The 18,458-nt window shown below is 38.0% G+C and carries 20 protein-coding genes; 17 read left to right on the top strand and 3 right to left on the bottom strand.

Features of this window, described 5'->3' with window-relative positions; genetic code table 11:
- Positions 1 to 14: 14 nt before the first annotated feature.
- The 3 genes from JMN12_RS00100 to JMN12_RS00090 all read left to right on the top strand — a co-directional run bounded on the left by JMN12_RS00100 (position 15) and on the right by JMN12_RS00090 (position 1,941).
- The gene (locus tag JMN12_RS00100) at positions 15 to 392 is read left to right on the top strand and encodes an Imm53 family immunity protein (RefSeq protein WP_203135983.1); all 378 of its coding nucleotides are present in this window, start codon (positions 15 to 17) and stop codon (positions 390 to 392) included.
- Positions 393 to 1,036: 644 nt separating this feature from the next.
- The gene (locus JMN12_RS00095) at positions 1,037 to 1,543 is read left to right on the top strand and encodes a hypothetical protein (protein ID WP_203083553.1); all 507 of its coding nucleotides are present in this window, start codon (positions 1,037 to 1,039) and stop codon (positions 1,541 to 1,543) included.
- Between the two features lie 86 nt (positions 1,544 to 1,629).
- Positions 1,630 to 1,941 (top strand): hypothetical protein, encoded by a 312-nt coding sequence (locus JMN12_RS00090; RefSeq protein WP_203083554.1) that lies wholly within the window; start codon positions 1,630 to 1,632, stop codon positions 1,939 to 1,941.
- A gap of 213 nt (positions 1,942 to 2,154) precedes the next feature.
- Here the strand turns inward: JMN12_RS00090 and JMN12_RS00085 are convergent, their stop codons facing one another.
- From JMN12_RS00085 to JMN12_RS00075, 3 genes are all read right to left on the bottom strand, one after another.
- Positions 2,155 to 2,805 (bottom strand): hypothetical protein, encoded by a 651-nt coding sequence (locus tag JMN12_RS00085; RefSeq protein WP_203083555.1) that lies wholly within the window; start codon positions 2,803 to 2,805, stop codon positions 2,155 to 2,157.
- A gap of 14 nt (positions 2,806 to 2,819) precedes the next feature.
- Positions 2,820 to 4,985, bottom strand: coding sequence for a ferrous iron transport protein B (feoB, locus tag JMN12_RS00080; RefSeq protein WP_203083556.1), 2,166 nt, complete (start codon positions 4,983 to 4,985; stop codon positions 2,820 to 2,822).
- Positions 4,986 to 5,146: 161 nt separating this feature from the next.
- Positions 5,147 to 5,392, bottom strand: coding sequence for a ferrous iron transport protein A (locus tag JMN12_RS00075; protein WP_088593374.1), 246 nt, complete (start codon positions 5,390 to 5,392; stop codon positions 5,147 to 5,149).
- A 170-nt stretch (positions 5,393 to 5,562) separates the two neighbouring features.
- Between JMN12_RS00075 and JMN12_RS00070 the strand changes: the two genes are divergently transcribed.
- From JMN12_RS00070 to JMN12_RS00005, 14 genes are all read left to right on the top strand, one after another.
- Positions 5,563 to 6,792, top strand: a complete 1,230-nt coding sequence (locus JMN12_RS00070) for a M23 family metallopeptidase (protein WP_088593373.1) — start codon at positions 5,563 to 5,565, stop codon at positions 6,790 to 6,792.
- A gap of 14 nt (positions 6,793 to 6,806) precedes the next feature.
- Positions 6,807 to 7,541 carry a DNA cytosine methyltransferase gene (locus JMN12_RS00065; protein WP_203083557.1) on the top strand — a complete coding sequence of 245 codons (735 nt, stop codon included), beginning with the start codon at positions 6,807 to 6,809 and terminating at the stop codon, positions 7,539 to 7,541.
- 105 nt (positions 7,542 to 7,646) lie between these two features.
- Positions 7,647 to 9,266 carry a glucose-6-phosphate isomerase gene (gene pgi, locus JMN12_RS00060; RefSeq protein ID WP_203135981.1) on the top strand — a complete coding sequence of 540 codons (1,620 nt, stop codon included), beginning with the start codon at positions 7,647 to 7,649 and terminating at the stop codon, positions 9,264 to 9,266.
- Positions 9,267 to 9,339: 73 nt separating this feature from the next.
- Positions 9,340 to 10,146 carry a type I methionyl aminopeptidase gene (gene map / locus JMN12_RS00055; RefSeq protein WP_088593370.1) on the top strand — a complete coding sequence of 269 codons (807 nt, stop codon included), beginning with the start codon at positions 9,340 to 9,342 and terminating at the stop codon, positions 10,144 to 10,146.
- A 245-nt stretch (positions 10,147 to 10,391) separates the two neighbouring features.
- Complete coding sequence (locus JMN12_RS00050) at positions 10,392 to 10,664, top strand: hypothetical protein (protein WP_009418528.1); 273 nt, start codon at positions 10,392 to 10,394, stop codon at positions 10,662 to 10,664.
- Entirely contained in the window at positions 10,627 to 10,944 is a 318-nt protein-coding gene (locus JMN12_RS00045) for a type II toxin-antitoxin system RelE/ParE family toxin (RefSeq protein WP_009420594.1), read from the top strand. Before JMN12_RS00050 ends, JMN12_RS00045 begins: the two co-directional genes overlap by 38 nt.
- Positions 10,945 to 10,974: 30 nt before the next feature.
- The gene (locus JMN12_RS00040) at positions 10,975 to 12,141 is read left to right on the top strand and encodes a DUF4595 domain-containing protein (protein ID WP_203135970.1); all 1,167 of its coding nucleotides are present in this window, start codon (positions 10,975 to 10,977) and stop codon (positions 12,139 to 12,141) included.
- A 139-nt stretch (positions 12,142 to 12,280) separates the two neighbouring features.
- Positions 12,281 to 12,505, top strand: a complete 225-nt coding sequence (locus tag JMN12_RS00035; RefSeq protein ID WP_128091383.1) for an antitoxin — start codon at positions 12,281 to 12,283, stop codon at positions 12,503 to 12,505.
- A 2-nt stretch (positions 12,506 to 12,507) separates the two neighbouring features.
- The gene (locus tag JMN12_RS00030; RefSeq protein WP_088593366.1) at positions 12,508 to 12,813 is read left to right on the top strand and encodes a type II toxin-antitoxin system YafQ family toxin; all 306 of its coding nucleotides are present in this window, start codon (positions 12,508 to 12,510) and stop codon (positions 12,811 to 12,813) included.
- 22 nt (positions 12,814 to 12,835) lie between these two features.
- On the top strand, positions 12,836 to 14,590 hold the full coding sequence (gene aspS / locus JMN12_RS00025; RefSeq protein WP_203135968.1) for an aspartate--tRNA ligase: 1,755 nt from the start codon (positions 12,836 to 12,838) through the stop codon (positions 14,588 to 14,590).
- 105 nt (positions 14,591 to 14,695) lie between these two features.
- The gene (locus tag JMN12_RS00020; protein WP_232205454.1) at positions 14,696 to 16,069 is read left to right on the top strand and encodes a WD40/YVTN/BNR-like repeat-containing protein; all 1,374 of its coding nucleotides are present in this window, start codon (positions 14,696 to 14,698) and stop codon (positions 16,067 to 16,069) included.
- A gap of 169 nt (positions 16,070 to 16,238) precedes the next feature.
- Positions 16,239 to 16,820: an outer membrane beta-barrel protein gene (locus JMN12_RS00015; protein ID WP_203135957.1), complete on the top strand. Its 582-nt coding sequence runs from the start codon at positions 16,239 to 16,241 to the stop codon at positions 16,818 to 16,820.
- 221 nt (positions 16,821 to 17,041) lie between these two features.
- Positions 17,042 to 17,221 carry a hypothetical protein gene (locus JMN12_RS00010; RefSeq protein WP_203135947.1) on the top strand — a complete coding sequence of 60 codons (180 nt, stop codon included), beginning with the start codon at positions 17,042 to 17,044 and terminating at the stop codon, positions 17,219 to 17,221.
- A 472-nt stretch (positions 17,222 to 17,693) separates the two neighbouring features.
- The gene (locus JMN12_RS00005) at positions 17,694 to 18,425 is read left to right on the top strand and encodes a ThiF family adenylyltransferase (RefSeq protein ID WP_203135945.1); all 732 of its coding nucleotides are present in this window, start codon (positions 17,694 to 17,696) and stop codon (positions 18,423 to 18,425) included.
- Positions 18,426 to 18,458: the final 33 nt, after the last annotated feature.

The raw sequence follows: 18,458 nt of genomic DNA, 5'->3' as shown, positions 1-18,458 counted from the left end.
AAGTAAAACTATTTATGGATAATATAGTAGATTGGTTACAAAATTGGACTATGAGTCAAATAGATGGAGATTGGGAGCACGAGCTTGGAGTATCTATCAAAATGTTAGACAATCCGGGGTGGCTCTTATCCGCTGATATAAGTAATTATGGCGATTTTTTAAAAGCAAGCAAACCTTGGGGCAGAGACAATGATAAGGATTGGATAGATTTTGAAATAAAAATAATTGCTAAGACTTATGTCTACATTGAAATTTTTGGCGACATCAACAAGCTGAATAAAATACTTTACTCTTTTAAAGCGATTATTGAAGAATTAGAAGAAATAGAGAAAAAGGGAAAAGGAATCCTTACAGCCAATAGAATAAAAGAAATTGTAGATAGTTTGTTATAATGAAATATATGTTTTATCCCCCCAAAAAAATAATGAGTAACTTTTTGTACATAATAGTACTCACTCTTTTAATACTAAAAATATTCTTTGCTTATTTAGAAAGTAATAGCTTTTTCAGCACTGAATTTTTATCATATCTATTCTCTATTAAACCTGATATTGTAAAATTTATAAATAAATTCTCTATTCACTACTTAGTAAAACTATCTTTTTTACTTATTTGGGTTTTTTGTTTGCATTTTATTATTTTCAAAATAATCAAGTATATATTAAAAAAATGCAATATTAGTAGCTATAGTTACTATGTTTTTCCTATAGTAATATTTCTATGGTATTATTATTTTCCTATGATAATGATTGTTATTTTCCTAACATTTAATGAATATGTTAGTGCCAAAGAACTTTTGGAATTTTGTATAAACCCTTTTTTATGGGTACAGTAATTCTAATAATTCACCGTCAGGTGAAAATTCGTGAAAATTTGTGTTTCACATACCTAGCTGCCAATCCCTCCACACCATCTTTGTTAATTCTTAATTGTCAATTGTTAATTGAATAATCTCTTCTCATTAGAAAAAACTTTTTGATTTCCACTAAAAAATCATTACCTTTGTCAGCGTATTACCTTTTAAATTCCTAAACAGATGAAATTTTACTTGTTACTAATGGCTTTTTCACTCTTTTTTTGCTCTACCAAAGAACAGAAAAGCGACAAAAATACCATAGAGAAAGCACAAAAATCCAATGAAAATGAAATCTTAAAGATTAAATATTTTTATGTAGAACCTGAGATCCCTATAAATATCGACAAAGATGAACTAGAAATAGTTGAAGTTACTAAAAGCAGATTTCTAATCTATGAACAGATTTACAACAAGGGAGTTCTTAAAGATTCCATCATAGTGGATATCCCTTTCAGAGCTGATACTCTATTTTCATCAATACCTCAAACATATCTCAATAATGCTAAAGCATATCCTTTTTTGAATTTCAAATTCTTTCGTGATTATCCTTACGAATGTTTCTATATTTTCAGACAAAGAGATACTATCGAATGGCATATTGCTGATGAACTACTTCCTGAAGATTTTGTTTTTTACAAAAATTTTAAAGAATTCCGATTGGAACAATTAAGTAAGAGAACTAAATAGATGGTAAAAAATGCATATATTGGGCTAAAAAGGATGTTGCCGAGATGTCTTTTTTGTAAGCTCTAATGAAGAAAAAGTTCTAAATAATGAAACTATATAAAATTGTATTTTTATTTTGGATTTACAATATCTTTGCGATATTTCAGTTTTCTTGGATGGCTGGAAATTGGTTTGATACAGAAAATCTGATGCAACGATTGGATTATGAAATATACAAACCACCTTTGTGGCAATATCAAGTGTATTACATATTGTTTGGGGTGTATGTAGTGATTTGTTCTTTGTTATTATACCTTTGGCAAAAGAAGATAAGAGATGCTGATAGGGCAATCATTGTTTGGGTGTTACATATTGTATGGGTATTATTTTTTATATTAGGCTGGATAATTGCTATTTAAAAATATGTTTTTGTTCTACAACACTTGCGAAGCTATAAATCTTTTATTACAATATGGGTCAAGAGTTGAAAAATAATAATCCTTGATTAACAGAATGTTGTTGCTTTTACATCGCATCTCTCTCTTTGAAGGAAGTCCGCGAGAGAGGTGGATGTTTTAAATCCGATGATGGTAACACTTTGCAGAGCTAATTGTTCATTAACTATTAACCTTTTATTCTTCTGAAATACCGTAAATTTCATTTAAACACGCTTTAAATTCTGCTTTAGAATGAATTTCTTTCTCAAAAAGGACTGTTCCATTATCTGCACTCAAAGTGATGTATTTCCCTTCTGGTCCTCTTCTATAAGGTGCTGGAATACAAATAACATAAACAGGTTTTTGATGATTTGCTCTATGAACGTCTAACTTCAAGGAGACATCCATCAAATTGAGATGAAATTTCTGTTTGCAAATAGTTTTTAGCTCATCAATAGATATTTTATAAGGGGCATCCCAATCTTCTTCTTTAATAATCTTCCCATTTGCGCCGTAATGATAGGTCTTCCCTACAAGCATATCATAAAAAAATGTAGTGCTTTTTATAAGTTTATTACTATGGACATCATACTGATACACATACCTATAAGGGTGTACAACACTGCTGAACATTATCTGTTTTATTCGTTCGTCTATAAGTATTTGCACTTTATCATCTCCTTTTCGCAAATAAGTACTCGACCCTCCACAAAATACAGAAGTATCGGGTTGCCAATCTTTAAAACTTATTTTGCTAAAATCTTTCATTTTTTGAATCTGAAAAGGCTGGGCATTCCCTACTAAACTGAATGCTAACAATACTAAAAATAGGGTAACTTGTTTCATCTTTCTAATGTTTTTTAACCAAAAATTCGTGCGACGAGAAAACACACCACTATCCCATAGAGCACAGGCAACAGGGTAGCAATAAGTGTCCATTTCTTGCTGTGGGTTTCTTTGTAAATAGTGTAGATAGTCGTACTACAAGGGTTGTGTAACAAGCTGAAAAGCATTAGATTTACAGCCGTGAGGAGTGTCCATCCACCAGCGTGTAGCAATACGCCCACTTGTGAGGTGGAGGCTTCCATAAGTACACCAGCTCCCTCGCCTACTGCTGTTTGCCCTAATACCATAGTGGTGAGCATTAGCACCGTAGGGATTACAATTTCATTGGCGGGAATAGCAACGATATAGGCGAGCAAAATCACTCCGTTCAAACCTATAAACACACCTATAGGGTCTAAGCCTTGTATAAGCCAAAGCGCAATGGGTTGCTGGGCTATTTGCAAGTTGCATATCAGCCATATCACTGCTCCTGCAGGGGCAGCAAACACAATAGCACGCCAAAGTACGATAAGGGTTCTATCAATAACTGAGGTGTAGAGTGTTTGAAAAAAACGCGGCGGACGATATGGCGGCAATTCCAATACAAAAAATGATGATTCTCCTTTGAGGAGGGTCTTGCTCAACAGCCACGAGGTGAGGAATGAAAATACTATGCCCAACACTGCTATGCCTATCACAGCGAGCATCGCAACTGTACCGCTCCACTGCTTGGGAACTAATGCCCCAATGAACAAGGTCGCAATAAGTATTTGGGTAGGCCAACGCCCATTGCAAAGCGAGAAGTTATTGGTGATAATGGCTATCAGTTTCTCACGCGGACTGTTGATAATACGTGTCGCTACTACCCCTGCAGCATTACAGCCAAAGCCCATACTCATTGTGAGGGCTTGTTTGCCGTGAGCGCCCGCGGTGCGGAAGAGCTTGTCGAGATTGAAAGCCACACGTGGTAAGTAACCAAAATCTTCAAGAAGAGTAAACAAAGGGAAGAATATCGCCATTGGGGGCAACATCACCGAAATCACCCACGTGGTGGCTAAATACACCCCATCGATGAGGAAACCGCTGAGCCACCAAGGAAAGTGCAAGGCATTAGCTCCATTTTTCAAAAGCGGATAAAGCCACCCTACAAACACATCCGAAAGCCATTGTGAAGGATAATTAGCTCCGATGATAGTAATCCACAACACGCCTGCCAACAGCAAAAACATAATAGGAAAACCCCAAATTTTATGCGTAACTACCCTATCAATCGCACGATCGATACGGAAAGAACGCGCCGAAAAATCAGTACTCACCGAAGCGTTAATCAGCTTCGTAGCTTCAGCGTAAATTGCCTCTACCAAATCATTGCGGTAGGTATCGCCTAAAATCTTGTGATACTCATCGGCTATACGCAGCACTCGTGCTTGTTTTTCGGGATTATTTTCAGCTGAAAAAGTGCCTGCCATAACCCCTTTTTGCACGCTCTCATCACCTTCAATGAGTCGCATAGCAAGCCAACGAGTATTTGGCAATTCGGGATTGAGTTCAGAAAGTGCCGATTGCAGTTCAGCAATAGCTTCAGCATTTTCTTTAGGAAGATCTATATAAGTCTGTTTTTTGGTTTGAAATTTACCGCTTACCACTTCTTCAATAGCAAAAAGCAAATCGGCAATCCCTTCTTTAGTACGTGCTGAAGTCGCCACCACAGGAATACCCAAATCGCGAGAGAGTGTACGGGTATCTATCGTGATATGATGGCGGCGTGCTTCGTCCATCAGGTTGAGGCAAAGCACAGCTTTATCAGTGATTTCAAGTATTTGCAATGCCAAGCTGAGGTTGCGCTCTAATCGACTTGCATCTACTACTATCACAGTTACATCGGGTTTGCCAAAGAGGATAAAATCGCGCGCTACTTCCTCGTCTTCTGAGGTAGAGAGCAGCGAATATGTACCTGGCAGGTCGATAATGCGGTAACGCTGGTCGTGAAAGGAAAAACTCCCCTCAGCGCGGGTAACGGTTTTGCCAGGCCAGTTGCCCGTATGCTGACGCAACCCTGTGAGCGCGTTGAAAACGGTACTCTTGCCCGTGTTAGGATTCCCCGCAAGGGCGATAGTATAGTGGTAAGCGCCCGCCTCCTCGCCTAAAGGTTTTAAGGAAGCTGAAGGATTAAGAGCACAAGTATCACAAATATTTTTCATAGTCGTAGTACAACAAGCCGTTAAATAGCTCGTTTGATTTATTCTTTTTTATTTATCTCTATTACTACACTTTGCCAAAGTTTCAGATTTTAGCAAAGTTGATTAGCTTGATTATTAATTATTTTTTTGAACAACCCCTATCCTCTATCCCTTGTTTCCTGTTACTTGTTATCTGTTACCTGAATCAGCACACAAAGTGCATCACTCTTGCGCAAAGCAATTTGGGTATGATGAATAGTATAAGCAATCGGGTCGGCAAGCGGACTCACATTTTCTATCTTAATTTTTGAGCCGCGCACAAAGCCTAAATCGAGTAAGCGTTGTCGCACTTCTTGTCGGCATTCAGGGGCAAATCCCACAATAACAGCTGTTTGTCCTATTTTTAAAGAGGCTAAAGTAAGAGTCATAAAAGGTTTATATAATTCAAAATATATTTTTAGACGAGCAAAATTACAAACTTTTAATGAATTGACAAAATATTTTTAGAAGCAAAATTGCTAATCGACAAATTTGCTAATTGACAAATTATTCTTACCTTTGGCGCATTATTTGCAATCTTTTTACTAAAACAATTAGAATGAAAAAAATATATTACCTTTCACTACTCAGCTCTCTATTACTTTTTACGGCTTGTGACCGCACCTCTAAAACCGAAAAAACTACTGCCTCTTCCACTACCGAAGCCCCTAAACCTCCCGTGTATGAGTTTGGCTTCAACCTCAACGACTACAACATTGTGAAAGACACCCTCAAACAAGGCGATACTTTTGGCAAACTCCTTGAAGAACAGCATATCGGTGCAAACGAAATCCATCATATTACCGAGGTAACTAAGGAATTTATCAAACCTAAGGATTTCCGCGTAGGGCATCCTTATGCTTTTTTATTCGACAAAAAACACCCCGATACACCTCATAGCTTCGTCTATCAACCCGACATTGTAAATTATATCGTAGTGCGACTCACCGATTCTATCCACGCTTATAACGCTGAACGAAAAGTTTCTATAAAAGAAAAAGCTATAAAAGGTGAAATTGAAAACAACCTTACTGTCGATGCACAAAATGCTGGAATTAGCCAAAATGCTACCTATCAATTAGGTCAAATATTCGATTATACTATCGACTTCTTCCGCTTGCAAAAAGGCGATAAATTCAAAATTATTTACGACGAACGCTATGTAGACGACACCATCTATGCAGGTGTTGAAAAAGTAAAAGCCGCTTATTTTGAATGGGGAGGTAAGGCGTATTACGCTTTCAATTTTACCACCGATTCTATCAAAGGTACAAATGGCTATTACGACGAGAACGGCAATATGATGAAACGTATGTTCCTAAAATCACCTTTGGATATCTTCCGTATTACTTCTAAATTTGGAATGCGTTTTCACCCTGTGCTTCACCGTATGAAAGGGCACTTCGGCACTGATTATGCCGCTCCTGCGGGTACCCCTATACGCGTAACTGCTGCAGGTACCGTGATAGAAGCAGGCTATAGTTCAGGCAATGGTAACTATGTGAAAGTGCGCCACAACAATATGTATACAACACAGTACTTACATATGTCAAAAATCTTAGCCCGTAAAGGGAAACACGTAGCTCAAGGTGAAGTGATTGGACTGGTAGGAAGTACCGGTTTAGCCACAGGCCCTCACGTATGTTATCGCTTCTGGAAAAATGGTGTGCAAGTAGACCCCTTGAAAGAAAAACTACCTGACTCGGTGCCTATAGAGGCCAAGCTAAAAGCAAAGTATTTAGAGTTTATCAAACCACTGAAAGAACAATTGGATAAATTAGGAAATTAAGTGGCTTAGCTATTATGAAACCTACTGAATTTAGATATTTTGACTTATTAGAAGAGGAGAAAATACCTACATACAAAATCTTCGGTATAGAAGCGTTTCAAAAAGAGATTGAGTTATTAGCATCACGTCCTAAAGTAATGTTGTTAGAAGGTAAGAAAGGGCTTTTGACCGATACAAAGGGAAAAACATTAAAGGAGTTACTTTCTTTTTTTGAAGGTAAAGATTATCACACTTATTACCAGCTGATGAGCCCTAAGGAGTATGTTGATATACCGATGGATAAAGAATCGGTTTTTATTGTTGTCTTAGACAAAATGAGTATAAAACAGCAGGAAGTGTTTCAGTTTCCAGAAAGAATGCCAACAAGTCGTACTATTAATGATTTTTTGGAAAAAGGTAAACAATGGGATTGCTATTATGTAGAGCTCAGTTCGGCTTTTTCAATAGAATTGATGAGAGAAATGAAGTGTAAAGATACTCTTTACCAAATAAAATCATCAAAAGTATATGCCCTATTGCCTAATGCTAGTATATCATTACAAATGAGTGTTATAAAAAATACTTTTGTACGAGATGATTTTGGCATTCGTAGGCTTACTCCTCGAGAGATTTTCAATTTTCAGGGGTATTCAAAAAAATATGTTCTACCAAAGATTAGCGATACCCAATTATACACTCAAGCTGTTAAAAGTCCTAATTTGCCATTAATAAAAAGACTAAAAGAAGCAATAGATAGAGTATTTCTTTAAGACAAGTTATTTTTCGTGTTTTGCGATTATTTTATACCTTTGCACTCTGAAACACAATTTATAATTAATAACTGATAACTAACAACTAATATAATTATACTAAAAATGTTAAAAAATAGTAATCCAACACAAACCAATGCTTGGAAAGCATTGCAAAAACATTTTACTGAAGTAAAAAACCGCCATACGCTTTCTCTATTCGAGAAAGACCCTGCTCGCGGTGAAAAATTCACTATCAAATGGCACGACTTTTACGTAGATTATTCTAAAAACCGCATCGATGAGGAAACTATGAAACTCCTCGTGCAACTCGCTGACGAATGTCACCTTAAAGATGCTATCGAAAAGTACTTCGGTGGCGACCTTATCAACAACACCGAAAAACGTGCGGTTTTGCACACCGCCCTTCGCGCGCCCGAAAATAGCGTGATAAACGTAGATGGCAAAAACGTAATGCCCGAAGTAGTAGCTGTAAAACACAAAATCAAACAGTTCAGCGAAGAGGTCATCAGTGGCAAACGCAAAGGTTATAGCGGTAAAGCCTTTACCGATGTGGTGAACATTGGTATTGGCGGGTCTGACCTCGGTCCGGCAATGGTAACTGAGGCGCTTAAATTCTATAAGAATCACCTCAACGTACACTTCATTAGCAATGTAGATGGCGACCACGTGCTCGAAACTATCAAGCACCTCAACCCCGAAACTACCTTGATAGTGATTGTGTCTAAAACATTCACTACCCTCGAAACCCTTTCTAATGCGCTTACTGTAAAAGAATGGTTCCTCAAATCGGGTAGCGAAAAAGATATTGCTAAACACTTTGTAGCAGTATCTACTAACTTGCAAGAAATCGATAAATTCGGCATCGACCCTGATAATGTATTCCCTATGTGGGACTGGGTAGGCGGACGCTTCTCGTTGTGGAGTGCCGTAGGCTTGAGCATCGCTCTATCAGTAGGTTATGACAATTTTGATAAGTTGCTCAAAGGAGCTCACGCTATGGATGAGCATTTCCGCACTGCTCCGTTTGAGAAGAATATTCCAGTAGTATTGGCATTGCTCAGCGTGTGGTACAACAACTTCTACGGAGCCGAAAGTCAAGCGATCATTCCTTATACTCAGTATTTGCACCGCTTAGCGGCTTACCTACAACAAGGTATAATGGAAAGTAATGGTAAACAAACCGACCGTGATGGCAACCCTGTAAGTTACCAAACAGGGGTAATCATCTGGGGTGAACCAGGAACCAACTCTCAACACGCGTTCTTCCAACTCATCCACCAAGGTACTAAATTGATACCTACTGATTTCATTGGCTTTAAACACTCATTGCACGGCAATACCGACCACCACAACAAGCTAATGGCTAACTTCTTTGCACAAACTGAAGCCCTCCTCAAAGGTAAAACCGAAGCTGAAGTGCGTAAAGAAATGGGTGACAAGGTAAACGAAGCGTTAGTGCCTTTCAAAGTGTTTACAGGTAACCGCCCTACAACCTCTTTCCTCATCGATAAACTCACCCCTGAAAGTTTAGGTAGCCTTATCGCTATGTATGAGCACAAGATATTTGTAGAAGGTGTGATTTGGAACATCTACAGTTACGACCAATGGGGTGTAGAGCTCGGCAAACAGTTGGCAAGCAAAATCCTTAAAGACCTTGCCGCTACCGAACTCTCTGCTCACGACAGTTCCACAACCAATTTATTAAAACAATTCAAAAAATAGAAATCTAATTATGAATGACGAGTTACGAATGACAAAACTTTCGTAATTCGTCTTTCGTAATTCGTAATTACAAATGATTCACATTAGAACAGCCGAAGAAATAGAACTACTACACCAAGCTGCCCAAGTAGTATCACGCACTTTGGGGATAATGGCTAAAGAAGTAAAACCAGGGGTAACCACCCTATATTTAGATAAAATCGCCGAAGAGTACATCCGCAGTCAAGGGGCTATCCCAGGATTTTTGGGTTTGTATGGCTTTCCTAATACCCTATGTATGAGTCCTAATGCGCAAGTAGTACACGGCATTCCTAACGACCGTCCGCTACAAGAAGGCGACATCATCTCAATAGACTGTGGGGCTCTGAAAAACGGTTACTATGGCGACCACGCTTATACTTTTGAAGTAGGCGAAGTAGCCCCCGAAGTAAAAGAACTATTGCGTGTAACCAAAGAATCGCTGTATATAGGTATCCGTCAGTTTCGTGCGGGCAACCGTGTAGGTGATGTAGGACACGCTATACAACAACACTGTGAGGCACACGGCTATGGAGTAGTGCGCGAACTCGTAGGACACGGCGTAGGACGCAAAATGCACGAAGACCCCGAAATGCCCAACTACGGCAAACGCGGTAATGGTAAAAAATTCAAAGACGGAATGGTAGTCGCCATAGAACCTATGATTAATATGGGCACCAAGAGCATACGCCAACTTAAAGACGGTTGGACAATCCTCACTGCCGACGGCAAGCCTTCTGCCCACTTTGAACACGATGTAGCGCTCATTGATGGCAAACCTAAATTGCTCTCCACCTTCAAGTACATATACGAAGCCTTAGGCATTAAAAGCAATGAGGAAGATGAGTTTTTGCTCAATTAGATGAATGAACACCTTTATTTCCAATATCTCTGACAATTCTGAATCTTACGTAAAGGTTTCAGAAGCTGAACTATGAAGGTTTAGGAGAGGCAAAAAAGGTATCTTTATTTCTCATAATGAGGTAATGAAAAGGATTACGAGAACTCATAGAGAAAGAAGCCTAAGAGAAAAAACCTTTGTCTATAAATTCTTACTAGAGAACTTGAAGCATATCAAAAATAATTGAATTTAAAAATACTAAAATTATGAGTACACTTATTATTAAACCACCTAAACATCTCTCATTGGAAAAGGCTAAAGCCGCTCTTGAAAATTTAGATTTTGAGATTGTTACTAATGAATACACTGAACCTTATGCAAAGGTTTCAGAAGCTGAACTACATTCTATAGATGAAGGTTTAGAAGAGGCAAAAAAAGGTGTCTTTATTCCTCATAATGAAGTAATGAAAGGATTACGAGAACTCATAGAGAATTGGAAAAATGGAAGATCTAACGATTATTTGGTTGCCAAAAGCTAAAATTCAATTGTATGATATTTCGCTGTATTGGTTAGAAAAAACTCAATCAGAAAGTTATATTCTAAAATTAGAAGCTGAAATAGCTAAAATTTGTGAAATGCTTGAGTATAATCCAAGAATAGGAACAATAGTAGATAATAGAAAGGATGTAAGAAGAGTAATTGTACTTCGTAATTTTTCAATTTTTTACCAAATTATAGAACAAAAACAAGTGATTGAAATTATATCTTTTTGGGATAACAGAAATAACCCCGAGAAGTTAAATCTCAATAGAATATAAAAATAAATGAATTATTTAAATTTATCAACAATGAAAAAAGCCTTATTTTTAGTAGCAACTGCCGTCCTTACTTTAGTTTCTTGTGGAAAGAGCGACGACAACCCAACACCTGATAACCCAAACAACCCAACACCTGATAACCCTACCCCTCCTAAAACCACAGAGGTAAAGAGGATTAAAGAGGTAAAGATTACCTATTTAAGTAGAAAAAAGAATTCTAATATCGACCCAACCTATTTTCTAAATGGGGAACCTAAATTTATTTATACTTTAAAAAATGGAGTCTTTTCTTATGAATATGATGCTCAGGGGCGCATTTCAAAATACACTTCTAATAAGGGAGGTGAACAAGTAACCTATGAATTTAGTTATCCTCAAGGAAAAATTATAGCAAATAGTGGAAAACAAAATTTTGAATTTCCTTTAGATGAGAAAGGTTACTTAAAAGAGACTGGCGGACATAATTATTTCAGCTATGACGAAAAAGGTCAGTTGTCTAAAATTAATAATAGTAAATTTATTTGGAAAGATGGCAACCTAACTGCTGAAACTTATACCTCTACTTCTTGGGAAGGAACAAAAGAAAATCGAGAAATGAGATTTTCTTACTATCCTAACGAAAATAAGAATCGCTTTTTTATTTTCAACAATGAAGAAAGAGATGAAATAGATATCTATACCACCTATTTTGATTTGCTAAATGCACTTCCGGTAGGTGTTCCCACTAAAAATATTTTGGAGTCTATCTCTAAATCTTATACGTACAAAAAGGAAAACGCATCGTATGCCACACTTATAAAATTTACTTATACCTACGATAAAGACGGCTATGTAAGTCGTATAGTCGAAAATCGTTCTGGTGATGATAACGGAGTAAGTATCTCTTCTGGTTCAATCTCAGATGAAGACATAGAAAAATTAGAAGCTCTAATTACTAAAATAAAGGCAGGTACTGTCAAAAATATGACTTACAAAGAGTTCACTAATGCCAATGGCACTTATAAGTTTAGTATCACCCATAAAGAGCACATCACCAAAGATTCTAAAGGCAAACCTATTGATGTAAAATACGAACAAGAGAGAGTCTACACCTTTTCTTATAAAGAAGAGAATGGCAAGAGAAAATATTTGGATAGAAAAGAATTGAAATTCACTAAACAAGATGCTTCTACTATTTACGAAATCAGCTATTATTAATATGAATCAAGAGTTGAAAAATAATAATCTCTGATTAACAGAATGTTATTGCTTTTGCATCGCATTTCCTCTTTGGAGGAAGTCAGCGAGTAGGCGTATAGAAGAGTATCAAAAGTAAAAAACTTAAAAATTGAATATTATGTGTTTATTAGTTTATCCTAAAACTCAAAATCAAATCAATGTACTAACTACTCTATTCAAAGAAATGAACATTGATTTTGAATACACCCCCCCTCAAGAAGAGAGCTATATCCCTAATGATCTTACTCTACAAGCTATGAAAGAAGCCGAAACTATGGCTAAAGATAAAAACAAGAAGAGCTATGCAACAGTAGAGGAATTAATAGAATCTCTTAAAAACTAACTATGGAAGAAGAAACATTTAAATATGAAATATACTATACAGGACTTTTCAAAAAGGATTTTAAAAAATTCCTTAATGATGAGACCAAAGTAAAGAAGATTACTGACACTATCACATTGTTAAAAAAAGGAGGAGTTGAGGCTCTACCTGATTATATGAGCCCCCATAAACTTACAGGTAATTATAAAGGTCATTTAGAGTGTCATATCCTACCTGATTTATTGATAATTTGGTTGCAATATGATGAGGGACAAAATGAAATTTACTTGGTAAGAGTAGGTTCCCACTCCGAATTATTTAAGAAATAGTACTAATTCATAATTAAAATAAATGTACAGAACGCATACTTGTGGAGAGCTACGACTCTCGCACGAAAAACAACAAGTAACCCTCAGCGGATGGGTACAACGCATCCGCAACAAGGGATTTATGATTTGGGTAGACCTTCGCGACCGCTATGGTATCACCCAGCTTATATTCGATGAAGAACGCACTGATAAAGCAGTCTTTGAGCAGGCGAAAACCCTCTCGCGTGAGGACGTAATTCAAATTCAAGGTACTGTGATCAAACGCGAGGCAGCCAACGCAAATATTCCTACCGGAGAGGTGGAAATCCTCGTTACAGCACTCACCTTGCTCAACCATTCCGAACTCCCTCCTTTTACTATTGAAGATAATACCGATGGCGGTGAAGACCTCCGTATGAAGTACCGCTATCTCGATATACGCCGTACCCCTGTGCGCGATAACCTTATTTTTCGCCACAAAGTGGGGATAATGGTGCGCAACTATCTATCCGAACAAGGTTTTATAGAGGTAGAAACCCCTGTACTTATTAAATCAACACCCGAAGGCGCTCGTGACTTTGTGGTGCCCAGCCGTATGAATGCTGGTGAGTTCTACGCGCTTCCACAATCACCACAAACCTTTAAGCAGCTGCTTATGGTAGGCGGATTAGACAAGTACTTCCAAATTGTAAAATGCTTCCGTGATGAAGACCTTCGCGCCGACCGTCAGCCGGAGTTTACCCAGATAGACTGCGAGATGTCGTTTGTAGAGCAAGAGGACATTATCCAGACCTTTGAAGGATTGGCAAAACACCTCCTCAAAGAACTCAAAGGCTTAGAGTTCGGGGCTTTCCCTCGTATGACCTACGCCGAGGCGATGAAAACTTATGGCAACGACAAACCCGATATCCGTTTCGGTATGAAATTCGGCGAACTCAACGACCTCGCGCAACACCGCGATTTCAAGATATTCAACGAAGCCGAATTAGTAGTAGGTATTGCCGTTCCTGGTGCCAACAGCTACACCCGCAAAGAAATTGATGCTTTGGTAGAATGGGTAAAACGTCCGCAAGTAGGCGCTTCCGGAATGGTGTATGTAAAGTGTAATGAAGATGGTAGCTTCAAATCATCAGTAGATAAATTCTATAACGAGGACGACCTCAAGGCGTGGGCAGAGCGCACTGGCGCCAAAGCAGGCGACCTTATCTGTATTCTTTCAGGCAAGGCAAACAAAGTACGCGGGCAACTCAGCGCCCTCCGTATGGAACTCGCTGAGCGCCTCGGCTTGCGCAAACCTGATGAATATGCCCCACTTTGGGTAGTAGATTTCCCACTTTTGGAGTGGAGCGAAGAGGAAGAACGTTTCTTTGCAATGCACCACCCTTTCACCTCGCCTAAACCTGAGGATATTCCGTTACTTGATACCGACCCAGGTGCTGTACGTGCCAATGCTTATGACCTCGTGCTCAACGGCAATGAAGTAGGCGGTGGTTCTATACGTATCTTCAACCAAGAGTTACAAGCCAAGATGTTCCAGCTATTAGGCTTTACCCCTGAGCAGGCACAAGCACAATTTGGCTTCTTGATGAACGCCTTCCGATACGGAGCTCCTCCTCACGGTGGTTTGGCTTTTGGCTTTGACCGATTAGTAGCACTTCTCGGCGGACAAGAAACCATACGCGACTTTATCGCTTTCCCTAAAAACAATAGCGGTCGCGATGTGATGATTGATGCCCCTTCGCCTATTGATGAGGCACAACTGAAAGAACTCAATATTCAATTGACAATTAACAATTGATAATTGACAAAAAGGCTGTCGCAAAGTAAATTTGCGACAGCCTTTGTTGTTTTTGTGAAAAATAATATTACTTTTGCAATGTAAAACGCTAAAAATAAAATGTATATGAAACAAGTTTTAAAAGCAGTAGGCTTAGTGCTCTTACTACTCACCTCTTGTAGCAAAGACGATTCTAACCCTAACAATGGAAACGGAAATGGGAACGGTAACGGCAATGTTACCCCACCCGTTGAACAAAAAGCAATTGTGATCACTTCGTATAGCAAAAACTACGGCTATGCAGGTGATAGCGTGGATATTTTAGGCGAAAATTTCCCTAAAAAAGAACAATGTAAAGTAACTTTTGGAAATACTGAAGCTACTATCACCTCAGTTTCAGCCGATGGCAAGAAACTCACCCTTGTATTACCCCGCAGTAGTACCTATTTGCCAGAGTTGAAATTCTACTTTGGCGAAAAAACTGTGGTAGACAACAAAGTAACCAATGACTATGAACAAAAAATAGGTATCATTGATAAAGTCGTAGGACAATGGGTAAAAACTCAATGGGATGTAGCCAATGCTGAAGATTTATATAATGTAAAAACCCAAATCATAGGAGATTACATATATAGTACACAAGTACGGGATAAATCCTCTGGAAATATTGTGGTTTTTAGCAAAGATAATGGTATCACTTGGGAAAAATGGGCAAATACAGGTGTATGGAGTTATATTTCTGATTTTTATATTACCCCCTCTCACGAAGGTCTGAATGTGTATTTTAGTGTTGTATACAAAGTACCTATTGGAGGAACAAAAACTCCTAACCCTTTTATTAATAGTGGAAAAGAAATTTTTTACAAAGAAAATATTACTTTCAATAGAGTAATTTGTGATGATGAAATGAAAAATATCATTGTGGTCTCAATACATGGAGATGTCTATAAATCAACTAATGGGAAAGATTTTTATCCTATAAGAGAAGTTAATACAACCCGTCATCTTGTTGATTATCAATTTCTTGCTTTTAAAAGAGATGTAAACCATATATGGATTGGTGGATTGGATATCAAAAACGGAAATTACAAACCTAAAATACTATTCTGTAATGGTAATAATGAACAATGGACAGAATATGTATTTGAAAATGAATCCGATGGAAGTGGAAGGGCTGTCGATGTGAATTTCCCTACTAATCAAATAGGCTATTGTTTAATATCTGGATCAGTTAACAAAATATACAAGTCTACTGATGGGGGATATTCTTGGCAAAAATTACCTTTTGAAATTCCTATTGGTGTACGATCCTTAGCTTTTCAAGATGAAAATACAGGCTGGCAATCATTAGGCAAAGTTATCTATAAAACTACTGATGGAGGCAATACTTGGCAAAAAGAGTTTGAAGCCGAAAGCGATATCAAAAAACTTTACTATACTCAAAATGTGTTATACGCTTTTGCCGATGATGGCTTGCTATACCGTTACTACTTTAAATAGTGAATTTACAGGCTTAAAAGAAAACATCACTTTTTGCCTTAAAAACAAATTGGATATGGTTGTTTTTTGCCATTAGTAAAAGGCAAAAAACTAACTTTTTCGTCATTTGTAACTCGTATTTCGTAATTATTTCATATCTTTGCCTTTATAAACATTAAAATTGAATTATATGAAAAAATTTTTATTGATGGTAGCTGTCGCTTTTTCAGCCGCTACCTACGCACAAACCGAAAAAGGAAACTGGATGGTAGGTTCTGATTTATCTTTTTCTTATGAGTCTACAAAATTAACAAGCTCTGAAAAACGTAATAACACTACTGTTGAAAGAGAAAGTACTACCAATACTTTTAAGTTCATTCCCAATGTGAACTATTTCGTGATCAACAACTTGGCTGTAGGTCTTGGTTTAGAATACCGACACGAAAAAACAAAAGGAGCTTCAGATGCTACCAACACTTTTGCTATAGCCCCTAATGCTCATTATTACTTCCCTATTGGAGGTAAATTAGCCCCTTTTGTAGGTGCTAAAGTTGGACACGCTTGGCAGTCAGAAGGAAGCAGTGACAGCCAAAAATCAAGAGGTTTTCTCTTTGGATTAAAAGGTGGTATCGCTTACTTTGTAAACGAAGGTGCTGCTCTTACAGGTTATGTAGGCTATGACTATATGAACCTTAAGGAAAAAGTAAACACTAATAATTCCGAAAAATTCGGTAAATTCGGTGTTGGTATTGGTGTTGCTCTATTCTTCTAAAAACCATAAAGACTGTCCGAAAAGTCTAAAATTTGATTTTACATCGCTATACTTTGCCAAAGTTTCCTGCCCGTGCGGCTCGCACCTTTGGCAAAGTTGATTACTCCGATAATCAATCGCTTTTGCGGTATGCTATGTAGGAAAGCCAGCGATAGCTGGGTATGTGCTGCAAACGCCCATTACAAAAAAACTTTTCGGACAGTTCTAAAAAATAAAACAAAATGGAAACAGATGTATCAATAATAAATTATACCCCAGAAATTGAGATAGATAAACTATCTGATAATTTCTCAATTGAAAATTCTCTTTTTCAAGAAGATCATAACGGACTAACACCAGAAGATCACTACTACATCAAGCTCGCCTTAGAAGATGTTGAAAAAAAAACGGGTTGTAGATAGTTCAACACTTTGGAAATCTATAGACCAATGGTTTGAAAGTGATAAAAATTATGATTTAGTTCAATCAACTAACAAACTATACGGCTCGCAACTTTGGCAAAGTTGATTACTCCGATAATCAATCGCTTTTGCATCATAAACTTTGTCAAAGTCCCAAAACTTTGACAAAGTCTATAAATCTGATAATCAATCACTTTTAGAGTATGTTGTGTAGGGGCGTTTTGCAAACGCCCACATAAATAAAACTTTTTGGACACCCTCATCACAAACACCCATTGTAAATGCTCATTGCAAACACCCACTATAAACTCCTATTATAACCACCCAAACAAAAAAACTTTTCGGACAGTTTTATTAAGTAGCAAAATATTTTTGCACTTCACAATATTATTCCTACCTTTGCACCGTAGAAAAATTGATACTATAAAATTGAGTACAAGCCTCTTCCATACCGAAGAGGCTTTTTTAAAATATGAACAATCACTGGTTAGAACGTACTGAACTATTAATCAAACAGCAAGGTATCAACACCTTGCAAAAAGCACATATACTCATTGTAGGCTTAGGAGGCGTTGGCTCTTTTGCCGCCGAATTTATAGCCCGCGCAGGCGTAGGATCCCTCACTATCGTCGATGGTGATTGCGTCTCTCTATCTAATATCAATAGGCAGCTGCCTGCCCTTCACTCCACCGTAGGCAAAAACAAAACCGAGGTAATGGCTGCCCGACTTTTAGACATCAACCCCCAACTCAACCTTACTGTAATACACGAATTCCTCACCCCCGAACGCGCTACCGAAATCGTAACCCCTCAGTTCGATTATGTAATCGATTGTATCGATAGCATCACCCCCAAGCTCAACCTCATCCTCTCTGCCAAACGCCAACGCGTGCGTTTAGTAAGCTGTATGGGAGCAGGAGGAGCCACCGATGTATCCCAAATAAAAGTAGCCGACCTGATGAAAACCTATAACTGCCCATTAGCAAAGTTTATCCGCAAACGCCTGAAAAACGAGCGCATCCATTCAGGTATTAAAGCTGTATTCTCTTCCGAAATCGTTTCCAAAGACACTATGCAGCGCACCGAAGGCCTCGACTACAAAAAATCATTCTACGGCACCATTAGTTTTATGCCCGCCGCTTTTGGCTTACACGCTGCCGCCACCGCCATCAATTATCTATTAAAAAGACCCTCAACCTCCTAACCCCTGACACCTAACCCCTGACACCTGACCCCT

This window comes from Capnocytophaga genosp. AHN8471 (assembly GCF_016806945.1).
Lineage (GTDB): Bacteria > Bacteroidota > Bacteroidia > Flavobacteriales > Flavobacteriaceae > Capnocytophaga > Capnocytophaga periodontitidis.
This window is presented reverse-complemented; position numbering and strand designations above follow the sequence as displayed.

Excerpts from the sequence above, each read along its gene's own strand:
- JMN12_RS00100 (WP_203135983.1), top strand. The coding sequence starts at position 15 with ATGGATAATATAGTAGATTGGTTACAAAATTGGACTATGAGTCAAATA.
- JMN12_RS00095 (WP_203083553.1), top strand. The coding sequence starts at position 1,037 with ATGAAATTTTACTTGTTACTAATGGCTTTTTCACTCTTTTTTTGCTCT.
- JMN12_RS00090 (WP_203083554.1), top strand. The coding sequence starts at position 1,630 with ATGAAACTATATAAAATTGTATTTTTATTTTGGATTTACAATATCTTT.
- JMN12_RS00085 (WP_203083555.1), bottom strand. The coding sequence starts at position 2,805 with ATGAAACAAGTTACCCTATTTTTAGTATTGTTAGCATTCAGTTTAGTA.
- feoB (WP_203083556.1), bottom strand. The coding sequence starts at position 4,985 with ATGAAAAATATTTGTGATACTTGTGCTCTTAATCCTTCAGCTTCCTTA.
- JMN12_RS00075 (WP_088593374.1), bottom strand. The coding sequence starts at position 5,392 with ATGACTCTTACTTTAGCCTCTTTAAAAATAGGACAAACAGCTGTTATT.
- JMN12_RS00070 (WP_088593373.1), top strand. The coding sequence starts at position 5,563 with ATGAAAAAAATATATTACCTTTCACTACTCAGCTCTCTATTACTTTTT.
- JMN12_RS00065 (WP_203083557.1), top strand. The coding sequence starts at position 6,807 with ATGAAACCTACTGAATTTAGATATTTTGACTTATTAGAAGAGGAGAAA.
- pgi (WP_203135981.1), top strand. The coding sequence starts at position 7,647 with ATGTTAAAAAATAGTAATCCAACACAAACCAATGCTTGGAAAGCATTG.
- map (WP_088593370.1), top strand. The coding sequence starts at position 9,340 with ATGATTCACATTAGAACAGCCGAAGAAATAGAACTACTACACCAAGCT.
- JMN12_RS00050 (WP_009418528.1), top strand. The coding sequence starts at position 10,392 with ATGAGTACACTTATTATTAAACCACCTAAACATCTCTCATTGGAAAAG.
- JMN12_RS00045 (WP_009420594.1), top strand. The coding sequence starts at position 10,627 with ATGGAAGATCTAACGATTATTTGGTTGCCAAAAGCTAAAATTCAATTG.
- JMN12_RS00040 (WP_203135970.1), top strand. The coding sequence starts at position 10,975 with ATGAAAAAAGCCTTATTTTTAGTAGCAACTGCCGTCCTTACTTTAGTT.
- JMN12_RS00035 (WP_128091383.1), top strand. The coding sequence starts at position 12,281 with ATGTGTTTATTAGTTTATCCTAAAACTCAAAATCAAATCAATGTACTA.
- JMN12_RS00030 (WP_088593366.1), top strand. The coding sequence starts at position 12,508 with ATGGAAGAAGAAACATTTAAATATGAAATATACTATACAGGACTTTTC.
- aspS (WP_203135968.1), top strand. The coding sequence starts at position 12,836 with ATGTACAGAACGCATACTTGTGGAGAGCTACGACTCTCGCACGAAAAA.
- JMN12_RS00020 (WP_232205454.1), top strand. The coding sequence starts at position 14,696 with ATGAAACAAGTTTTAAAAGCAGTAGGCTTAGTGCTCTTACTACTCACC.
- JMN12_RS00015 (WP_203135957.1), top strand. The coding sequence starts at position 16,239 with ATGAAAAAATTTTTATTGATGGTAGCTGTCGCTTTTTCAGCCGCTACC.
- JMN12_RS00010 (WP_203135947.1), top strand. The coding sequence starts at position 17,042 with ATGGAAACAGATGTATCAATAATAAATTATACCCCAGAAATTGAGATA.
- JMN12_RS00005 (WP_203135945.1), top strand. The coding sequence starts at position 17,694 with ATGAACAATCACTGGTTAGAACGTACTGAACTATTAATCAAACAGCAA.